Below are 21,062 nucleotides of genomic sequence, written 5' to 3'. Positions count from 1 at the left end.
ATGAACGCCGGCCCATGGCTGCCGGTGCCACCGGCCGGGTACGGCGGCATCGAGAACATCGTCGCCGCGCTCGTGCCGGAGCTGCGGCGCCTCGGCGTCGAGGTGGTCCTCGCCAGCGTCGGCGAGAGCACCATCGAGACGGAGGAGCGGATCTCGGTCTTCGAGAAAGGCCAGTTCGCGGCGATCCAGCGGCCGTACAACCAGGCCGTCGGCGTGGTGCAGGCCCACCAGCACGCCGTGGTGCGGGCGCTGCGCGGCCGCGACGACATCGATCTGATCCACGACCACGTCGAGGCGGCCGGCCTGGTCACCCTCGCCACGCTCGGCGCCGACGCGCCACCCGGCCTGCAGACCCTGCACTGGGACCTGCACAAGCACCCCGAGCTCTACTCCCGCTTCGACGGCGGTGGCCGGGTACACGTCAACGGCGTCTCCGCCGCCCAGCTGGCCCGCGCCCCGCAGGCCCTGCGGGACCACGCGATCGGGCACGTCCACCTCGCCACGCCGCTGGCCGCCGAGCCGCCGATCGACGTGGCCAAGGACGAGTACGCGCTGGTCCTCGGCCGGATCAACCCGGGCAAGGGACAGGATCTGGCGGCCCGTCTCGCCCACCGGCACGGGTTCGACCTGGTGCTGGCGGGGCCGGTTGGCCCGTACCAAAGCCCCGAAGAGCTCGCCGCCGCGGAGAGTGACCCGGCCGCGGCGCTCAACCCCGACGTGCGTTTCTGGCGCGACGAGGTCGCGCCGCACGTCGACGGGGTACGCGTGCGGTGGGCCGGAACGGTGACCGGACGCGAGCGTGACCTGCTGGTGGCCCGCGCTCGCGTGGCGCTGTTCCCGCTGCGCTGGGAGGAACCGGGCGGCACCGCCGTGGTCGAGTCGCTCGCGCTGGGCACCCCGGTCGTCGGGATCGCCCGCGGCTGTCTGCCCGAGCTGATCGAACACGGCCGGACCGGTCTGCTCACCAGCTCCGAGGAGGACCTCGGTGAACTGGTCGGCAAGGCCGTCGCGATCGATCCGCGTGCCTGCCGGGCCGAGGCGGAGCGCCGATTCACTCCCGCGGTGATGGCCGAGGCCTACCTGGCGCTCTACGAACAGATCCGGAACCCGGCCTGACGTTTGCCGGGCCGATAGCGAGGGCACCCCCTGCACGACGTAGGTGAAGGGAGGCGGGACCCGATGCCCAGCCAGCTCGTCTGCCGGCCGGAACGGGACCTGCCGGTGGGTGTCCTCACGATCAGCGGCACCCTCGACCGGTTCACCGGCGAAGCCCTCGGCGCCGCGGTGCGCCGGAGTCTGTCCGTGCTTCCGAGCAGGCTGCTGCTCGACGTCGGGCGGCTTCATATCGCCGACCCGCTCGCGCTCACCACGCTCGGCGCCGTCGTCTGCCAGACCGCGGAATTCCCGGCGGTGCCGATCGTGGTGTGCGGCGCCGGCCGGGCGACCCGTGACGCCCTGGCGTCCGCGCCCGACTGTCTCGGGCTGCGGATGGCCGACGACTGCGCCACGGCGCTCGCCGAGGCGGACGCCCAGCCCGCCCAGAACGCCATCCGGGTCCGGCTGCGGCCGGTGCCGGAAGCCTGCCGCCAGGTCCGCAACCTCGTCGACCAGGCCTGCGCCGGATGGCAGCGGCCCGACGCGGCGGCGACCGCGGCCCTGGTCGCCACCGAACTCGTCGCGAACGTGGTCCGGCACGCGCACACCACCATGCGGTTCACCCTCGGCCTGCGCGACGGCCGGATAATCATGGCGGTACGCGACGGCAGCCTCCTGATGCCCCGGACCCTCGACCCGTCGATCACCGACGCGGGCGGGCGCGGCCTGCGCCTGGTCCGCGACCTGACCGACGCCTGGGGTGTCCTCCCGGTGAGCGACGGCAAGGTCGTGTGGACACAGCTCGTCTGACCGGCACTATCGTCGAGATGGGTACTGCCTGACGTTTTCACCGGCCCGGCGTTTTGGTCCGCGTCGCCGGGGGTACCCGGGCATCCTCGGAAGGCGGAGGCATGACGGTCCAGTGCGAGGTTCGAGCCGACGGCGCACGCCTGGTCGTGTCCACCAGCGGACGGCTCCAGCTCGCCGACGTCGTACCGCTGCGGGATCGGCTGCTCAAGTGCCTGGCCGAGCAGCCCGACGCGCTTCTCATCGACCTGGCCGGCCTCGAGGTCGACCAGCCTCCGGCCCTCGACGCCTTCACCGTGGTGCTGCGCCAGGCCGCCCGCTGGCCGGGCACGCCGGTGCTGCTCTGCTCCCCCGCCGGGAACACCCGGCAGCACCTGCTCCAGCTGCCGCTCTTCGACGACCTGGCCGCGGCGTACGCGCACCTCGGCGACGACCACCGCGCCATACCGCTGATCAGCGAGGACCTGCTGCCGGTGAGCGGTGCCACCCGGCACGCCCGGGACGTCGCTACCGAGGCCTGCCTGCTCTGGGAACTGCCGGACCTGGTCGCCCCGGCCAGCCTGATCGTCACCGAGCTGGTCGCGAACGTGATCGACCACGCGCACACCATGATGTCGTTGCGAATATCGCTGCGGTCCAAGCACCTGCACCTGGCGGTCCGCGACGGCACACCGCGGCCACCGGAGCCAGGTGGTCCGGACGAGCCCGCGTCGGCCGCCGGCCGTGGGCTGCTGCTCGTCAGCTCGGTCGCCGACACCTGGGGATGGCTGCCGTCCGAGGGCGGCAAGGTCGTCTGGGCCTCACTGCTCCGGCCCTGATCGCTGTCGCGTTCTTTCTTCCTTTTTCGCCGGCTCCGCCGGGCTCAGACCCGGTCGCTCGCTCGCCGCAGGACGTTCTCCAGGCCCGAGACCGCGAGGGTACGCGCGACGTACTGCTGCGCGCCGCTCACCGCGATGTCCACACTCGCCGCACCGGCTGCCTGCACGGCGTCGACCAGCACCGCGACACCGGCCGCGTCGACCAGCGGGACGCCCGCGAAGTCGACAACGACCGCGCTCGCGCCCGAGCCGGTCGCGTGGCGCAGCGCCGTCCGCAGCCGCTCGGCGTTGTCCCGGTCCACCTCGCCGCGGACCCGCACCACCATCGTGGCGCCGTCCTTGTCGACAGTCACCTGCATGCCGTGCGGCGCCGCCCGGGGTTCGCCACCGTCCCAGCGCGGCGGTGTGTCACTGAGCATCGCCTCCCGCAGCCAGGACAGCGCCCGGCTCAGCAGCCGGGACACGTGCATCTGCGAGATGCCCAGCTCGGTGGCGATCTCGGCCTGGGTCCGGTTGCCGTAGAAGCGCATCGCCAGCATCCGGCGTTCCCGGGCCGGCACGCGAAGAAGCAGCTCCATCACGGTCAGCTTGTCGGTGACCGACTCCAGGTCACCGTCCAGGTCACCGATCAGGTCGCCGAACTCGGCCACACCGTCACCGGCGACCGGCGCGTTCAGCGACGCCGGCGAGTACCCGGCGGCCGACTCCACCGCGTCCAGCACTGCGGCCTCGCCTACCCCGAGGCGCTCGGCCAGCTCGGCGATCGTGGGCGTACGCGCCAGCACGCTGGTCAGCACCATCGAGGCGTGCCCCACTTCGAGGCTGAGATCCTGCACCCGGCGTGGTACGTGCACACCCCAGGTGCGGTCCCGGAAGTGCCGCTTCAACTCCCCGGAAATGGTGATCACCGCGTACGCCGTGAACGAGCCGCGCTCCGGGTCGTAGCGGTCGATCGCCTTCACGAGGCCGAGCCGGGCCACCTGCTCCAGGTCCTCGAGGTACTCACCCCGGTTCCGATAGCGGCGGGCGAGCCGGCCGGCGAACGGCAGGCAGTGCCGGATCAGGTCCTCACGCAGCGAATCCATCTGCGCGGGGCTGGCGGCGGCCCGGCGTTCCGCGTACTCGGCCGCGGCCACGTCGAGATCCTCGAACGCGGTGTCGGCAGACTCGCCGGCGGGGCGGCGCGCGGACATATCAGGCCTTTCCACAACCAGTACCAGGCAGGACGGCGTGACTCTGCTCTTGCGTGGCACGCTAGTGCCCGTTGAGTCAGGGACTCAAACAATCACCACCGGCCCCCCTTTCGGTATCTTCCCGGCGGCTCAGCCCTGCCGATTCCGGCGTCCCGGCAGCCCCGACGGCGCACTGGCCGGGTCGTCGAGAACGTCCGGGCCGGCCGATTCCGCCCGCGGCGCGGCCGGGGCTACCGGAGCAGGGGCGGGAGCTGCCGGAGCCGGCGCGGTGTTCTGCGGAACGCCGGCGACCGGCGCGTGCTGCCCGAGATCAGGCGCCTGGAGCGCCGGGTGACCGACCGGGTTGTGCTGCCCCATGTCCGGCGCCTGAAGCGACGGCCGCTTCCGAGCGGGCGCGGCGCCCGGCCCCGCGTTGGCGCCGGCCGGGCCGAGATTGGTGCCGGTGCCGGGCCCGGCGTTGGTTCCGGCGTTGGTTCCGGCTCCCGGACCCGCCGGTCCCAGGTTGGTGCCGGTGCCGGGTCCGGCGACGCTGGGGATGGCGTTCGGCCCGGGCTGGCTCTGACCCATGTCGGGGGCCTGAAGCGGCGGCCGCTTGGGCGCGGCCCCGGCCGGCGCGGCCCCGGCCGGCGCGGGCCTACCGGGCAAGCCGGAACCGCCGGGCGCTGCCGGAGCACCGGGCAGGCCTGAGCCGGCGGGCGAGGTCGGGGCGTTGAGCATTCCTGGGGCGGGTGGCATGCCCGGAGCCGGTGGCATGCCCGGGGCGCTCGGTGCGGAACCGGTCATCGGCGCGGGAGGCATTCCCGGCTGCGCGCCCGCATCGCCGGCCATCATCGCGGCGGAGGGCAGGTAGTTAGCCGGTTCGCCCGAGGTGGCGTCGCCGGAGAGGATGCCCCGGGGTTCGGCCGGGAGCCCCGGTCCCGGCGGGGTGCCGAGACCCGATCCCGGCAGGTTGCCGAGACCCGGTCCGGGTGGGGTGCCCTGCGGGCCGGCCGCCGGGCGCGCCGAGCGGGCGAAGCGCGGGGCGTCGAGCGGACTGTTCTGCTGGCTGTAAGCCGACGGCTGTCCCATCAGATCGTCCCGATCGCCGGCTGCGGCGTTCGAGAACGGCACGCCGGCCGCGGCGGCCGGCTGCCCGAGGGATGGCTGGCCGAGGGACGGCCCGGGGAACGGTTGGGCGGGGGCCGCGCCGAAGGACGGTTCGGCCAGAGGCTCCTCGGGGTCGGGGAGGCTCAGCGCGCTACCGAACGCGGGCCGCCCCGAAGGGATTTCCGCAGCGGGCTCGGCGGGCGAGCTCTCCGGGTCGGGCAGGGGCAGAGGTGGGGGCAGCGGCAGGCGCTGGGCCGGCTGGACCGCGGCGGGTTCTGACATGGGCTGAGCCCACGGCGGATCGGCCCGCGGCGCATCGGCCCGCGGAGGTTCGGCCCGCGGCAGCCCGGGGAACGCGCCCGCCGACGGCCCGTCCGGGGCCGGAGCGGGGTACGGCTTGTCCAGGGAGGGTGCCGGGCCCGGTGTGCCGGCCGAGAGTCCCGCGGCCGGCATCGGCGACGCGGCCGGCGGCATGGTCTGCGGAAGCGACAATCCCGACGCGAACGGCCCCGATGCGAACGACCCCGATGCGACTGGCCCAGATCCGACTGGCCCCGATGCGACTGGTCCGGATGCGAGGGGCTCTGGCTCGGCGGGGGCGAGCGGGAAGGGTGCCGGTGATCCGGGAGCGGGCGCGGGGCCCAGCACCGTGCCGGAAGGCTCGTCGCTGAGGGCTTGCGGGGCTCGGCTTGGCCCGTCGATCAGGGGCCATGGCAGGCGGGGACTGGAGCTTTCACTCGTACCCATGGGGCTGGAAGAAGGCGCTGCGGGCAGCGCGATGTCGCTCGCCGGAGCCTGCGCCCGCGGGGAGGCCGCGTCCGGTCCTGGGTTCCATGGCGGCGTCGCCGGATCCGGGACGGGCGGAACGATCCCGGCGGGCTCGGGCGAGGGCGGCCAGGTGAGGCCCGAAGGGGCGAGAGATTTGGGTGTTTCCGCGGCTGACGGCAGGGAAGGCGTCTGCGGGGTCCACGACGGCGGCTCCTGCGGGCCGGCGACCGCCCAGGGAGGCGTCTCGGCGGGCGGCTGTTGCTCGGTGGACGGGCTCCAGGCGGGGCGGCTCGCTGCCAGGAGGCCGGATGCCTCGGCCAGGCCGGCCGCTTCCATGACCTCGGCCGCGGACAGGGCGGTGCGGCACGGATGCCGTTCGCCGCAGACCTGGCACAGGATCGTCCCGGGGGCTGCCGCGTGCGCCTCGACCATCTCGCGCGCGGTGCGTGCCAGCACGCTTTCCGGCTTCACGTACGCGTTCGTCGACGCCACTGCACTCCGCCCCCCATCACGGGACGCGCCGGGTGCACGCGTTCCCCGGACCAGTTCACCCCGGCGGGGGTACCGCGAGGGCGGGTTTCCGCAGATCGGTGGGGAATTCGCGGCGAAGCGGCCGCGCCCGATGAGGAGTGGAGGTAAGCAGAGTTATTCACTCACGGTGCGCAAGCAAGTTCTCTCCGTAACATGAAGAAATATCCAGGAGGTGACCCCCCATGGACGACACCGACCTGCACCGTGAGCGAATCCTCCGGCATGTCAGTCCGATCATCACCGGCCGTTTCGTCGGCTTCCAGGCCTCGTACACCCGCGAGGTCCGCGTGGGCCGCGCCCTCGCGATGGCCGTGTTCTTCACGGCCGGGATCGCGCAGATGATCGGCTCGCTGCTGCGGATGAGGCCGGCCCGGCGCACCCTGAAAGAACTCCGGAAAGGCCCGGAGTTCCTGGTCACGCCGGTGCGCCTGCGTGACGACCTCGGGCAGACGTACGAGATCGAGATGCACGGTCAGCTGCCGCAGTCGGCGCTGCACCGCGGCGATCTGGTCCAGGTGCGTACCCAGCCGCAGGCCGACCCGACGCTGCCGGTGAAGCTGATGCAAGTGGTGAACCTGACCACGATGCAGCCACTCACGCCACGCATCCCGACGCGCTGGTCACACCTCGGCCCGGCCATGCTGCTCCAGGCCGCCGCCGGCTTGACGATCTTCGGAGTGGTCCTCGCCGCACTGCTCAGGTGAGAATTTCGCGCCGAGCGGGTAACGGTGGGCCCATGTCCTCGTCAATCTCTGCAGACACCTTGGCCATCTGGCGACAATGCCCGGCTCTCATGACGAGAACATCGATAGACAACCGTCATCATGAGGCCGAGGCCGACACCGTCATCGGCTGAAGGGTGGTGCGCTGTGGGCGAGAAAGTCGAACAGACCGAATTCTCCCGTGAGGACCGGACCCGCTACCGGCAGAAGATCCGCCGGAGTCTCGACGTGTTCGCGACGATGCTGCGCGAGGCGCGATTCGAGTTCGAACGGCCACTGACCGGAATGGAGATCGAGCTCAACCTCATCGACGACGATGCCGATCCGGCGATGCGCAACGCCGAGGTGCTCGGCGCGATCGCCGACCCGGATTTCCAGACCGAGCTGGGCCAGTTCAACATCGAGATCAACCTGCCGCCACGGCGGCTCGCCGGCGACGACTTCGCCGAGCTCGAACGCAGCCTGCGGGCCAGCCTCAACCAGGCGGAACGGCGTGCCCGCGCGGCCGGCGCGCACATGGTGACGATCGGGATCCTGCCCACCCTGCGGCGCGAGCACCTCACCGGCGAGGCGCTCACCGTGAACCCGCGGTACCAGCTGCTCAATGAGCAGATCTTCGCGGCCCGTGGCGAGGACCTGGACATCCGCATCGACGGTGTGGACCGGCTCGCGGTCACCACCGACACCATCGCGCCCGAGGCCGCGTGCACCAGCACCCAGCTGCATCTCCAGGTCAGCCCGGACCAGTTCGCGGCGTACTGGAACGCCTCGCAGGCGATCGCCGGCATCCAGCTGGCGCTCGGCGCGAACTCACCGCTGCTGCTGGGCCGCGAATTGTGGCGCGAGACCCGCATCCCTCTTTTCGAACAGGCCACCGACACCCGCTCGGAAGAAATTCAAGCCCAGGGGGTACGCCCACGGGTGTGGTTCGGCGAACGCTGGATCACCAGTGTCTTCGACCTGTTCGAGGAGAATGTCCGGTACTTCCCGGCGCTGCTGCCGATCTGCGACGTGGACGATCCGGCCGACATCCTGGAACGCGGCGAGATCCCGGCGCTCAGCGAGCTCCGGCTGCACAACGGCACCGTGTACCGGTGGAACCGGCCGATCTACGCGGTCGTCGACGGGCGGCCGCACCTGCGGGTGGAGAACCGGGTCCTGCCGGCCGGCCCGACCGTCGCCGACACGATGGCCAACGCGGCGTTCTACTACGGACTGACCCGATCGCTCGCCGAGGCGGACCGGCCGCTCTGGACCCAGATGAGCTTCCGCGCCGCCGAGGAGAACTTCCACAACTGCGCCCGGCACGGCATCGACGCCAGCGTTTTCTGGCCGGGCCACGGAACCCTGCCGGTGACCGAGCTGGTGCTGCGCCGGCTGCTGCCTCAGGCCGCCGAAGGACTGGACTCGTGGGGTGTCTCACCGGCACAGCGCGACCGGTTGCTCGGCATCATCGAACAGCGCTGCCTGCTGCATCGCAATGGCGCGTCGTGGCAGGTGGACACGCTGCACAGTCTCGAAGCGCAGGGGCAGGACCGGCAGCGATCCCTGCACGAGATGCTTCGCAGATACCTTCCGTTAATGCACGACAACATTCCCGTTCACGAATGGCCTGTCAGTTAACCAAAAGTTGGTCATAGGCAATTTGTGAATGCCCTATGGTGTCGCTGTGAATTCGCCCAATCCGCCATCCAGGACACGCCTGGCGACTCTCGACGGCCTGCGCATCTCCGCCGCCCTGATGGTGGCCCTCTACCACTACACCGCACACGAGACGGCGTCGACGCCGGTCTGGGGCGCGCCGCGCGACGTCGCGTTCCCCGGCGTCAGCGACGTCCTCAAATACGGCTGGCTCGGCGTCCAGCTGTTCTTCATGATCAGTGGTTTCGTGATCTGTATGAGCAGCTGGGGCCGGACGCCGGCCCAGTTCGCGTACTCACGGATCATGCGGCTCTTCCCGGCGTACTGGTTCGCCGTGCTGCTCACCACGACGGTGCTGTACCTGTGGCCGTTCCTGTGGAAGGCGCCGAGCCTCGACGCGGTGCTGACCAACCTGACGATGCTCAACACGCCGCTGAACGTGACCAGCATCGACGCCGTGTACTGGACCCTGTGGTCGGAGGCGCGGTTCTATCTGCTCTTCGCGGTCTGCCTTCTCTGGCGAGGGCTCACCCTGCCCCGCGTCCTCATCTTCGGGTACGGCTGGCTGGTCCTCGCCATGCTGACCTGGAATGCCAAGCTGCCCGTCGTGAATGTCATTCTCCAGCCGGAATACGCGCCGTATTTCGTCGGCGGGATCGGCCTTTACCTGGTCCACCGATTCGGACCCGGCGACCTGCGCGTGTGGGGCCTGGTGGGGTTGTCGTTCGCTCTCGGGGCGCACAACGCCTCGCTGCGTGCCGCGGCTCGCCATCTGAACCCGGTCGTCTGCATCGCGGCGGTCGCGGTGTTCTTCGTGGTGCTCGGGGTGGTGGCGCTCGGCTGGACGTCGTGGATCCAGTGGCGGTGGCTGACAACGGCGGGTGTGCTGACATATCCGTTCTATCTGATTCACGAATATGTCGGGTGGACGGTCATGCACGCGGTCCGGGATTTCGCGCCGCACTGGGTGGTGGTGATGGTGGTGCTCACGGCGATGCTGGCGGCTTCGTGGCTGGTGCACCGGCTGGTGGAGCAGCCGGTGGCTGGATGGATGAAGAGAAGGCTGCCCCGGGCTGCCTCGGGTTCTTCGGGGTCGTCGGGGCATTCTGGTTTGCCGGATTCGCCGGTTTCTCAGGGTTCCTCGGGTTCTCCGGAGGTGCTGGAGTCGCCGGCGGGCCCACCGGTGGCGCCGGTTCGGCAATTGACGGCCGGCCCCGTTTAAGGCCGCGGTCCTGTGGGCCACGGCTACGGCAGTAAATGCGGCCGCGACAGCGATTCGGCAGCGATGACGAAAGCCCACGGTGAGCCCCCGGAACGCCGTGATCAGGTCGCACATTGACATTCCGTGCGACCTGATCACGGCTATGGCGATGCTGAAATCGCACACAACGCCAACGTGCGACCTCGTCCCGCCGGGCTCCACTCAACCCCGCCCGAACTGGCCCGTCCACGAACGCCGCCACGAGTGCCCACAAAGATCAACTTAAGCTGAGCGGCATCGACTCGCGGCCGGCTCGCGCTCACGGTCGCGATTCCGACCACCAAACGCGACCACAAGAACAAGCCGGCGGTGACCGGCTTGCGCTTGCGGTCGCGTTTGGTGGTCGGGACGTGGGCGGAACTCGCCTTGACCTCGGCAGTGGCCCGTCGCGAGCCGAGGCGGGCTACTGCTCGGCGTGGCTACGCGGGCTACGGCTCCGCGCGGCTAGGCGGGCGGGCTGCGGCGGGGTGGGCTAGGGCTTTGGGTGTTGGCGGGGTTCGCTCTGGGGTCAGGGGCGGCGGATCCAGTGGCGGAAGCGGCGCAGTGCGTCTGTTTCCCAGATGGTGCGGAACAGGACTGCCAGGCGCAGGGACGGGCCGCCGTCGCGGGCCAGGGTCACCATGCTGACGCCGGTCACCACGGTGAGGGCGCCGATCACGGCGAGTTCGGCGATGCGGGCGCCGGTCGTCGGCAGGTCGCCGGCCTCGTCGTCGCCGGAGTCACCGTCGTCCGAGTCGCCGTCATCGCCGTCATCGCCGTCATCGCCGTCACCGTCGTCGCCGTTGTCGCTGTCGGTGGCGGCCATCCGCAACGGGACGCTGACGGTGTTGTCCTCCATGTAGCCGTCGACGTCGACCGTACTGATGGTGACCTTCATCGGATAGACGCCCGCTTTCGAGGCGGTTCCGACCTTCAGTTTGATCCAGACCTGGCTGCCCGAGTCGGCGGCCGAGTCCGGGGCGTCGCAGATCATCGCGTTCGACGCCACGTCAGGGGCGGCCCGGCACGTCGCCGCCACCATGTCCGCTGACGCCTCGTCCGCGGTGGTCACGTCGCCGGTCGGTTCGAGCAGCATGTCGGCGCCGGCCACGGTCACGCCGGCCGGCGGCACGATGGTGAACTCGATCTCGTCGGCGGTCTCGGTGCCGCTGTTGCCGTAATCGACCTTGACGGTGAGTGTCCCGCCGGCCGGGGCGGCGACCGTGCCGCCGGTGTAGTCCAGGTCGAGGTCCACGTCGAAGCGGCCGACGGTCATGTTCGGCACCGGGATGTCGGTGGCGCCGCCGCAGACCAGGTCGAACTCCGGCTCCCCGCCGCTGAGCGCCTGGTCGAGGCAGCCGCCGGTGAGCAGGATGTCCGGCTCGGCCTCGGCGTCCACCACGAGTGGCAGGGAGATCTTCGCGGTGCCGCGGGCGGCGAGCGACACCGAGCAGGTGACGGTACGCGCGGTCGCGCCCTCGACACACCCGGCCGGCAGGGTGCCGTGGGTGGTGTCGTTCGGCAGCATCACGGTCACCGGGTACGGGTCGGCGGCGTCCGGCCCCGCGTTGTACAGCGTGATCGGCAGCACGGTGGTCTGCGCCCGGGCCGGCTTGAGCACCGACGGCGCGCCGAGCGAGACGCTCACCGCGTACCCACTGGCGCTCGTGCTCACGAGCAGGCCGGACGCGGTCAGCACGTCGGCCGTCTGGGCGGGGTCGGCCAGGGTGATCCCGGTGGCCCGCCACGCGGCCGTGGTGGACGCGGTCGCGGCGACGCTCACCGCGAGTTTCAGCGTGCGCGGTGTCATCGCCGCCAGGTCGACGCCGGTGCAGGTGACGGCGGTCGCGCTGAGCGCACAGGCGGTGCTGTCCAGGGTCGCGCCGGTCACCGTGAACCCGGCCGGCAGGGCGCCGAGCGGGACGGTCAGCTTCAGGCCGGTGAAGGCCGTGGTCGCCGAGATCCCGACGTTCGCGGTACCGGACTTGCCGGCCCCGATCACCGCGTTGGTCAGGCTGATCGTGCCGTTGGAGCGCAGCGGCAGGTCCACGGTCGACGGGTCGATCGCGACGTCGCCGGTGCCGCCGCAGGTGGTGTTGCCGTCGGCCGAGACGCAGCCGCCGTCCACCTTGGCGCCCTCGGTGAGGCCGCTGTCCACGACGATCGGGATGTCCCAGGTGGCGGTGCCACCGGAGTCCAGCGAGTACCGGCAGGAGAGCAGCTTGCTGGTGGTCGGCGTGCAGTCCTGGGCGGCCCGGCCGGTGAGCTGGCCGAACGTGCTGTTCGCCGGGGCGACCACGGACACGGTGCCGTTCGGCGCGCTGGACGGCCCGGCGTTGGTCCCGGCCACCGTGATCGTCTTGGTGGCGCCGGGTGTGACCGAGCCGCCGGCACCGCCGACCCGCCAGGTGACCACCGACTCGCGGGGCCCGGCCACGATCAGCTGGGCGGGGCCGCTGGTGCTGTCGCTGCCGAGGGCCACCGCGACCGCGGACGGCGACCAGGTGGCACCGGGCGCGAGGGTGCCGGTCAGCTGCGTGGTGATCGAGACGTCGGTGTTCTGCCCGGCCGTCAGGGTGACGCCGGTGCAGGTGACGGCGGTCGCGTCACGGGTGCAGCTCGCCCCGGCCGGGCCGGTGACGCCGGTGACGCTCATGCCGGTGGGCAGGCCGGCCAGCGGGACCGTCACGGTGGTGCCGGTCAGGGTGACCGTGCTGGTGAGGCGTACGACGCCGTTGCCGCTGCGTCCCGGTGCGACCGTCGCCGGCGCACCGGCGATGGTGACCCGCTCAGCGAGCGAGAGCGCCAGCAGGATGTACGGAATAGCCGTGTCCGCCACCGTGCAGACGCCGTCGGTGTTGGTGTCGACGCAGCCGCCGGTGATCGGCGTACGCGGGTTCGCCGAGCCGGACACCACGAACGGCAGCGGGAACTGCGTACGGGCATTGCCGTTGACGTCGACAGTGCAGTTCATCCGCGCCCCGGCCGAGGCGACCACGCAGGTCGAGCCGGTGGTGGCGGCCGGCGGGGTGAACGTGGTGCCGGCCGGCGCGATGAACGTGTACGCCTTGGCCCGCGCGGTCGAGCTGCCGGTGTTCGTGACGGTCACCGCCATCGAACCGGTGTCCCCGGGCCGCAGCGTGTTCGCGGCGGGCACCGCCACGGCAACGGCCAGCGCGGTGTCGGCGGTGCCGACGGTCGCGACGCTGAGCGTACGGGCGGTGTGGTCGGCCGCCTCGGTGACGGTGGCGGTCGGCGTCCAGGTGTCGCCGGGGTTGGCCGAGCCGGCGACGGCCGCGTTGAGCGTCACGGTGACCGTGCCGGCGGCCTTGATGTCGACGCCGGTGCAGTTCACCGCCGCGCTGGTGACCACGCACTGCCCGCCGGGCACCTGGGCCTGCGAGATCGTCATGCCGGCCGGCAGGCTGGTCAGCGGAATACTGACGGCCAGGCCGGTACGCGCCCTGGTGGCCTCCAGCTTCACGGCGATCGTGCCGGTCCGCCCGGGCCGGATCGCCGGCGGGTCGGCCGCCGTGATCTTCACGCCCTGGGTGAGTGTCGGGGTCAGGTGGATGCCGGGCAGCGGGGTGTCGCCGGCGCCGCAGATCGAGTCGCGGGACGTGTCGACGCAGCCGCCGGTGAGTTCGGTGTCCGGGTCGGCGTTGGCCGGGACGACCACCGGGACGATCCACTTCACCGCGGCACCGCCGGCCGCGAGCCGGACCGTGCAGTCGAGCTGGGTGTTGCCGATCCGGACGCAGTCGGTGCTGGCCGGGCTGACCAGGTCGCCGATCGTGGTGCCGGCCGGTGCCTTGACCCGGGTGACGGTTCCGGCCGCGTCGGACGGCCCGGCGTTGGTCACGCTGATCGTCATGGCCGCCGTGCCGCCGGAGGCGACAGTGCCGTCCGGCAGCGTTGCGGCGAACCTCAGGTCGGAAACCGGCGTACCGGTACGCGCCAGCGGCCCGGTGTTCGTCGACGTGTCACCGGTGGCGCTGGTCACGGTGACCGACGGCGGTGTCCAGGTGACGCCGGCCGCGAGCGAGGACGCCGCGCGTACGCCGACCGAGATCAGGTCGACGGTGGCCTGCGGCGCGGTGACGCCGGTGCAGACGATCGCCGGGGTCAGCGTGCAGGTGGAGCCGGCCGGGCCGGTCGCACCGGTCACCGTGATGCCGGTGGGCAGGCCGGTGAGCGGGATCGTGACGGTGAGCCCGGTCAGTGCCCGGTCCGCGGTCAGCCGGATCAGGCCGGTACCGGTCTCGCCCGGTGTGACGGTCCCGGTGGTGATCCAGAGCTGGGCCTGCGCGCTGAACGGCTTGGCCAGCTTGAACGTGCTGAACGCGATGTCGCCGGAATCGCAGACACCGTCGAAACCGGCGTCGACGCAACCGCCGGAGCCGATGGTCGCTCCCGGCGCGGTGGTGGCCGGGATGTCCAGCGGCAGCCGGTACTGCCGCGCCTCGACGCCGAGGTCGACCGTGCAGGTGACCAGCGTGGACGAGGGCTTCAGGCAGAAGGTGGAGGCGGGCACGTCGAGGGTGCCGAACGTGGTGCCGGTCGGCGCGCGGAAGGCCGCTCGGGCACCCGGGTACGCGGACGGCCCCGGGTTGGTCATGGTCACCCGCAGCACGGCGCTGCCGCCGGGCAGGACGGTGCTGTCGGCCGGCATCACGACCCCGATCGCCAGGCCGCTGCCGTGATCGGCGGACCCGACCTCGGCGATCTTCTGCCGGATCGTCGCGTTCTCCGCGCCCTTCTCCAGCTTGATCGACGGGACCCAGGTGCTGCCCGGTGTGGCCGTCGAGTCGGCGGCGACGGTCAGGTTCAGGGTGGCGGCGCCACCGTTCGCGATGTCCACGTCGGAGCAGGTCACCACGTCGCCGCTGATCGTGCACGCGGCGCCGCCGACGGTGGCTCCGATGATCGACAGCCCGGCCGGGCGGCCGTCGGCGCCGATCGTGAGGACCATGTCGTCGCGGGTCACGCTCGCGGCGAGCTGCACGGTGGTGGTTCCGGTGAGTCCGGGCGTCACCGGCGTCGTGGTCACCGTGCCGACCGTGATCGCGGTGCCCAGCGGCTTGCGCAGGGTGAACCCGGGGATCGTGATGTCGGTGCCGGCGTCGCAGTGGCCGTCGCCACCGAGGTCGACGCAGCCGTCGCCGATCCCGCCGGACGGCGCCGGGTCCGGAATCACGATCGGCAGCTGCAGGGCCGTCGAGCCGTTCGTCGCGGCGACGGTGACCACGCAGCTGAGGCTGGTGGTGGAGAGCGCCGTGCAGCCGGCCGGAAGGCCGGTGGTGGCGAACGTGGTGCCGGCCGGCGCGAACACGGTGACAGGGATGCCGGTCGCGGCGCTGCCGCCGGTGTTGGTGATCGTCGCGGTGACCGTGGTGGTGCTGCCCGGCAGCACGGTGTCGCCGGCCGGTACGACCGCGGACGCACCGAGCGTGTAGGGCGCGGCGCCGGTGCGGACCAGCACGCCGCCGCCGCCGACCGACTCGGTCACCGACTTGACGACCTGGACGCCGGAGATGCTCCACACCTGGTCGGCCGCGGTGCCGGAGGCGACCGAGATCGGGATGTCGATGGTGGCCCGGTACGGGCTGTTGTTGAGCATCACGCCGGTGCAGGTGATCGTGGTGCCGTCCGAGGTGCAGCCGGTGGGTGTGCCGACGGTGATCGCGGCCGGGTGGTTGCCGATCGGGATGGTGACGGTCACCGCCGCGACCTGCGCCTGGCTCGACTCGACCACGACCTGGGCGGTGCCGGTGGCGGCGGGCGCCACGGTGACCGGCACGGTTCGCACGCTGACCTGCCGGTCGAACGGCGTGGCCACGGTGATCGAGCCGATCGCGACGTCCGGCGGGATCGCGCAGCGGCTGTCGTTGTCGAGGTCCACGCACCCGCCGGTCGCCGACTGGCCGGGTACCGCGGTCGCGTCCATGATCAGCGGGAACTGCACCGGGCCGAGGCTGCCGCCGCTGATCACGGTGGCGGTGCAGGCGAGGCGGTCGGTGCCGAGGACCACGATGCAGTTCGCCGGCGGGGTGCCGAAGGTGGTGCCGGGCGGCGGGATCATCTGGTACGCGACCGCGTTCGCGTTGGAGACGCCCTGGTTGACGATGGTGACGCCGACGGTGCCGGTCTGGCCCGGCTCGATCGACGAGGGAACCGTCACGGCCGGCACGAGGGTCACCTCGGCCGCGCCGATGGTGGCCAGCCGCCGTGTTCCGGTGATCGTGTCGACGCCGTCCCCGACGGTGACCACCGGATCCCAGGTGGCACCGGGCGCGGTGTTCGCGGCGGCGGACAGCGGCAGGCTGATCGTCTTGGCCGCCCCGGCCCCCACCGTGAACGGGCCGCAGACGATCGGGTCGGTGCCGGTGCAGGTGGCGCCGGTCGGCGTACCGATGCTGACGCCGGCCGGTTTGCCGCCGGTCGGGATGCTCACCGAGATGCCGGTGAGCGCGACCCGGTCGGCGGTGACGGTGACGGTGGCCGAACCGGTACGTCCCGGCGATACGGTGGCCTGCGCCGAGGTGAGCGTGACCGTCCGGTCGAACGGCACCTTCAGCGTGATGTCCGGGACCACCTGGTCGGCGGCGCCGCAGCCGGCGACCCCGTCCAGGTTGACGCAGCCACCGCTCAGCGGGGTGAACGGGTCGGCGCCGGCCGGTACCACGATCGGGAAGGCGAGTGCCCCGGTGTTCGCGCCGGCGGCCAGCGGCAGCGTGCAGGTGACCAGGGTGTTGCTGGTACGCGTGCAGTTCGCCGGCATGGTGACGCCGAACGTCGTACCGGCCGGAGCGCTGACGGTGAAGGTGGCCGGCGCCGCGTTCGACGGCCCGGTGTTGGTCACGGTCACCGAGACGGACGCGGTGCTGTTCAGCGTCGTGGTGCCGGTCGCCGGGACGGTGACGGCGCCGGTCAGGGTGCTCTGCGGCGCGGAGATCACGGCGAGGTCGCCGGCCTCGGTGGCCTCCTCGGTCGCGGTCTCCACCTTGATCGCGGTCGCGGTCCAGGTGCCGGCCACACCGTCGGCGGCCGAGCGCACCCGCAGGGTGACCGCAACCGGGGTGCCCGGGGTGGGCAGCGCGACGTTGCTGCACACGACCGGCGGGCCCAGGACGCAGGTGGCGCCGCCGGGCGCGCTCGCCGCGACCACCGAGGCCCCGGTGGGCAGCCCGGTGGCCGGCACGGTGACCTTGAGGCTCGTCTCCACGGCGCTCGAACTGATATTGATCTTGGCATCGTCCTCGCGGCCGGGCAGGGTCTGGGCCTTGGTGGTGGTGACCGAGAGCCGCTGCTGGAGCGGGGTGCCGACGGTGATGCTCGGCAGCGCCTTGTCGATGGTGATCGTGCAGCTGCTGGTGGCGTCGAGGTCGACGCAGCCGCCGGTGATCGCCTTGCCGGGCAGCACGTTCAGGCCGATCTTCACCGGGAAGGCCAGGTTCAGCGTGCCGCCGACCAGGAGGCTCACCGTGCAGGTGGCCTTGGTGCTGTCGAGGGTGAGGTCGCAGTACGTGTCGGTGTGGGCGTCCAGCGGGCCGAACGTGGTGCCGGCCGGGGCGATCACGGTGATCGGCTTGTTCACCGCGTCGGACGGGCCGCTGTTGACCAGGGCGACGTTGAGCGTGCCGCCGCCACCGGGCAGCGCGGTGAGCCCGGTCAGGTTGACCGTGGTGTCCAGGGTCGACTGCGCCGGGGCGACCCGGGCCAGCTCCAGGCCCGGGGTGACCGTGACCGACTGTCCACCGGCGCCGACCGTGATGCCGGTGGCGTTCCATGTGTTACCCGGTGTCGCGTCGGCGAGCGCCGTGAAGGTCAGCTTCACCTCGGCGACGGCCCCGTTGGAGATCGTGATGCCGGTGCACTCGACCAGGTTCGTGCCGGTCACGATGGCGCAGCTGGCGCCGTTCGGACCGGCCACCCCGGTGACGGTGACCTTGGCGGGCAGTCCGGCCGCCGGAATCGTGACCGCCACGCCGGAGAGGTCGTTGTGAGTGGCGGCGATCTTCAGCGTCGCCACGGCGGTCCGCCCGGGCACCACATCGGCGCGCTCCGCGGTGACACCGACCTGGCGGGCGAACGGCACCCGCAGGCTGATGTCCGGGATCGCGCGGTCGGCGGCACCGCAGCCGGGGATACCGTTGACATCCACGCAGCCGCCGGTGACCGGCTGGTCCGGGTCGGCGTTCGCGGAGATGTTCAGCGGGATCGTGAGGTCGCCGGTCGCGATGTTCGCGGCCAGGGTCTTGCTGCACAGCAGCAGCGCCGGCGTGCTGACCTGGCAGACGGCCGCGGCCGGCGCGCCGAGCGTGCCGAACGTGGCGCCGGACGGCGCGGTCACGTTGAAGGTGGCCGGGCTCGCCGCCGACGGGCCGATGTTGGTGACGTTCACCGTGATCGACGTGGGGTTGCCCGGCTCGACGGTCCCGGCCGCCGGACCGGTCGAGGTAGCGGTCAGGGTGTACGAGACCGTGCCGGTGCCGGCCAGCGCACCCACCGCGGCGGCCGTCTCGTTGCTGGTGGCGATGGTGACGAGCGGCGTCCAGGTGACACCGGGCAGCGCCGCCTGGGCGGCGGCGATCCGTACCGAGATGTCCTTCGCGGTGTTCGCGGCGAGGCTGATCCCGGAACAGGTGATCGCGCCGGAGCCGATCGTGCACTGGTTACCGTTCACCGAGGCGCCCAGGATCGAGAACGAGCTGGGCATCAGGGCCGTCGAGATCGTCGCGGTCACGCCGGTCTCGGCCTTGGTGGAGCGCAGGGTCACCTTGCCGGTGGCGTCCATTCCCGGCGTGATGGTGGCCGCGTCGAACGTCGTGGTGAGCCGGGTGGCGAGCGGGCTGCGCAGCACGATGTCCGGCAGTTTGGCGTCGTCGGCGCCGGTGCAGACCGTGTCGCCGTCGAGGCTCACGCAGCCGCCGGTGATCGGATCGTTCGGGTTGGCCAGCACCGAGACGGTCAGCGGCAGGGTGAGCGCCACCGGCGGCGCGCCGGCCGCGATGGTGACCGTGCAGTTGAGCTGGGTGTTCAGGGCCGCCGCCGTGCAGCTGGCGCCGGTCGGGGTGCCGAAGACCGTCCGCGGCGGGGCGACCACCGTGAACGTGCGCTGGGTCGCGTCCGACGGGCCCTGGTTGTAGATGTTCGCGGTGATCGTGGTGCTCTGGCCGGGGCTCACCGTGCCGTCGTCCGGGCCGGTCGCGGTGACTCCGAGGGTGTGCCGCGGCGCCGGGGTGATGACGGTGCCGGCGACCGTGCCGGTGGAGTTGCCGGCCGCCGCGGTGATCGGGGTGCCGGCCGCGACGGTCCAGGGCGCGGTGACCGAGGAGGCGAGGGCGACCGGCACCGACACGGCGACCGTCTTGCCGGCCAGGATCGTCACGCCGGTGCAGCTGATCGCGCTCGCGCCGGTGACACAGGTCCCGCCGCCGTTCGTGGTGACCGTGCCGACGGTGTATCCCGCCGGCGGCAGCGGAATGGTGATCGAGGCCGGGCCGGCCGTGGCCGCGCCGGCATTGGTGACCTGGATCGTCGCGGTGGCGGCCGATCCGCCGGGCACCGCGGTGGCCGGAGTGATGGACAGCCCGCCGGTGAGGTTCACGTCCGGGCTGCCGATGGTGAGCAGCCGGCCCTGGCCGGTGACCGCGGTGCCGTTCATGGTGGCGGCGATGCCGGCCAGATCCCAGGTGGCGCCGACGGTCGCCGAGGCGGTCGCCGCCGTGCTCACGTCGACGGTCACGTCGCCGCCGGCCGGCACGGTCACGCCGGAGCAGGTGATCGCCGTGCTGTCGAACGTGCAGGGTGTGCCGCCGATCGCCGCGGCCGTGACACTCACGCCGGTGGGCCGGCCCGTCATCGGGATGGTGATCGTGGTGAGCGTGTCGGACGGGCCCTGGTTGGCGACCTTCACGCCGGTGGTGACCGTCTTGCCGGCCGGGAGCGTGGCCGGGGTGACGGTGACCGTGCCGGCCGAGGTCTCCCGGGCCTTCGAGGTGACCAGCGCGCCGCTGCCGGTGATCTCCATGGTGGTGGCGGCGCCCGGGGTGGTGGGCGTCGCCTGCGGAACCGGGTTGCTCGACGCGCTGATCGTGCCGGCACCGGGCGACCAGAACGCGGCACCGCTCGGCGCGGACGCCTTCAGCTTGACCGGCAGCGAGACCTTCACGCTGCCGCTGCCGGGCACCGTCACGCCGGAGCAGATCACGTAGTCGTTGTCCGAGGTGGAGCAGGTGCCACCGCCGGTGACCGACGGGGTGTCCAGCACGTACACCGACGGCGGCTTCGGGATCTTGATGGTGGTGTTGTTCGCGCCCGCGTCACCGGTGTTGGTCACGGTCACGGTCGGGGTGCCGTTCTGGCCGGGGGCGAGCGCGACCGGGTCGACGGTGATCGCGCCGAGTTTGACGGTGCCCGAGCAGATCGACTCGGCGACCACCACGGTGCCGTTCGCGAGGACGCCGAGGCCGCCGTCACCGAGCAGGTTCACGTCGAGGGCGCGGACCGTGTAGTCGTACTTGCCGGTGTTGGTGTTCCAGCTGACGGTCCGTTTGTCGATGGTGACGCCGAGGAGCCCGGGCAGGTTGAGCTTCAGGTTGACGTCCGGGTTGGCGATCGTCGTCCCGCCGACCTTGAGTCCGGTGAGAACGACGTTGCCGCTGATCCCGGACGGGTTCATGATGCAGGTGGACTGGATCGCGTCGACGGTGATGCCGGCCGCGCCGAGCAGACCCAGCCCGGCGACGTCGGAGACCGCCCGGCCGCCGCCGGTGATCGCCGGCCCGGCGGTGGCCGAGACCACGCCGCTCGTCAGGATCGGAATGCCGATGAGCTTCAGCCCGGGATTCGTCACCGAGGCCGAGGCGGTACCGCCGCCGTCGGACCACGTCTGCGCGTTCGTCGGGCTCGCCAGGCTGGCGGTGATCACACCGCCGACAGCCGCCAGGTTCGCGCGCAGCGCCTGCGCCGACGTGGTGAGAGTGCTCGCCGCGAGACTGGTATCGGACCAGATACCGAGCGACAGGGTGAGCACGATGACGACTACGGCTGCGATCCGCCTGCGCGGATCCCGTCGAGGCGAGAGCACGAATTGATTTTTAAACCCCGACCAGGGCAAAGTCCGTTTTTTAGAAATGTTCGAATAAATGGCTGGTCA

Annotated in this window: 9 protein-coding genes; 6 read left to right on the top strand and 3 right to left on the bottom strand. The window is 71.9% G+C overall.

The features are described 5' to 3' along the window. The 3 genes from B0I29_RS06060 (at window position 1) to B0I29_RS06050 (ending at window position 2,720) form a co-directional block, all read left to right on the top strand. Window positions 1-1,116, top strand: coding sequence for a glycosyltransferase (locus tag B0I29_RS06060; RefSeq protein WP_111648032.1), 1,116 nt, complete (start codon window positions 1-3; stop codon window positions 1,114-1,116). Between the two features lie 63 nt (window positions 1,117-1,179). Then, on the top strand, window positions 1,180-1,905 hold the full coding sequence (locus B0I29_RS06055) for an ATP-binding protein (RefSeq protein WP_111647832.1): 726 nt from the start codon (window positions 1,180-1,182) through the stop codon (window positions 1,903-1,905). A gap of 101 nt (window positions 1,906-2,006) precedes the next feature. Beyond that, window positions 2,007-2,720: an ATP-binding protein gene (locus B0I29_RS06050; RefSeq protein ID WP_111647831.1), complete on the top strand. Its 714-nt coding sequence runs from the start codon at window positions 2,007-2,009 to the stop codon at window positions 2,718-2,720. A gap of 44 nt (window positions 2,721-2,764) precedes the next feature. Here the strand turns inward: B0I29_RS06050 and B0I29_RS06045 are convergent, their stop codons facing one another. Together B0I29_RS06045 and B0I29_RS45625 are read right to left on the bottom strand one after the other, a co-directional pair. After that, on the bottom strand, window positions 2,765-3,913 hold the full coding sequence (locus B0I29_RS06045; protein WP_111647830.1) for a SigB/SigF/SigG family RNA polymerase sigma factor: 1,149 nt from the start codon (window positions 3,911-3,913) through the stop codon (window positions 2,765-2,767). A 129-nt stretch (window positions 3,914-4,042) separates the two neighbouring features. Continuing rightward, window positions 4,043-6,259, bottom strand: coding sequence for a hypothetical protein (locus B0I29_RS45625; RefSeq protein WP_181557706.1), 2,217 nt, complete (start codon window positions 6,257-6,259; stop codon window positions 4,043-4,045). A 221-nt stretch (window positions 6,260-6,480) separates the two neighbouring features. On the opposite strand from B0I29_RS45625, the gene B0I29_RS06030 reads away from it, so the two are divergent. From B0I29_RS06030 to B0I29_RS45620, 3 genes are all read left to right on the top strand, one after another. Further along, window positions 6,481-7,002 (top strand): hypothetical protein, encoded by a 522-nt coding sequence (locus tag B0I29_RS06030; RefSeq protein ID WP_111647828.1) that lies wholly within the window; start codon window positions 6,481-6,483, stop codon window positions 7,000-7,002. 165 nt (window positions 7,003-7,167) lie between these two features. Beyond that, a complete protein-coding gene (locus B0I29_RS06025) occupies window positions 7,168-8,643 on the top strand; it encodes a glutamate-cysteine ligase family protein (protein ID WP_111647827.1) in 1,476 nt (491 codons plus the stop codon). A 46-nt stretch (window positions 8,644-8,689) separates the two neighbouring features. Then, window positions 8,690-9,883: an acyltransferase family protein gene (locus B0I29_RS45620; RefSeq protein WP_181557705.1), complete on the top strand. Its 1,194-nt coding sequence runs from the start codon at window positions 8,690-8,692 to the stop codon at window positions 9,881-9,883. A gap of 547 nt (window positions 9,884-10,430) precedes the next feature. Here the strand turns inward: B0I29_RS45620 and B0I29_RS06015 are convergent. Next, window positions 10,431-20,993 carry a hypothetical protein gene (locus B0I29_RS06015; RefSeq protein ID WP_146616728.1) on the bottom strand — a complete coding sequence of 3,521 codons (10,563 nt, stop codon included), beginning with the start codon at window positions 20,991-20,993 and terminating at the stop codon, window positions 10,431-10,433. Between the last annotated feature and the right edge of the window lie 69 nt (window positions 20,994-21,062).

Origin of the sequence: Actinoplanes lutulentus (genome assembly GCF_003259845.1) — a bacterium.
In the GTDB taxonomy this organism is placed as follows: domain Bacteria; phylum Actinomycetota; class Actinomycetes; order Mycobacteriales; family Micromonosporaceae; genus Actinoplanes; species Actinoplanes lutulentus.
Note: the sequence above shows the minus strand (reverse complement) of the source record. Positions and strands in the feature narration are given on the sequence as shown.

Excerpts from the sequence above, each read along its gene's own strand:
- B0I29_RS06060 (WP_111648032.1), top strand. The coding sequence starts at position 1 with ATGAACGCCGGCCCATGGCTGCCGGTGCCACCGGCCGGGTACGGCGGC.
- B0I29_RS06050 (WP_111647831.1), top strand. The coding sequence starts at position 2,007 with ATGACGGTCCAGTGCGAGGTTCGAGCCGACGGCGCACGCCTGGTCGTG.
- B0I29_RS06045 (WP_111647830.1), bottom strand. The coding sequence starts at position 3,913 with ATGTCCGCGCGCCGCCCCGCCGGCGAGTCTGCCGACACCGCGTTCGAG.
- B0I29_RS06030 (WP_111647828.1), top strand. The coding sequence starts at position 6,481 with ATGGACGACACCGACCTGCACCGTGAGCGAATCCTCCGGCATGTCAGT.
- B0I29_RS06055 (WP_111647832.1), top strand. The coding sequence starts at position 1,180 with ATGCCCAGCCAGCTCGTCTGCCGGCCGGAACGGGACCTGCCGGTGGGT.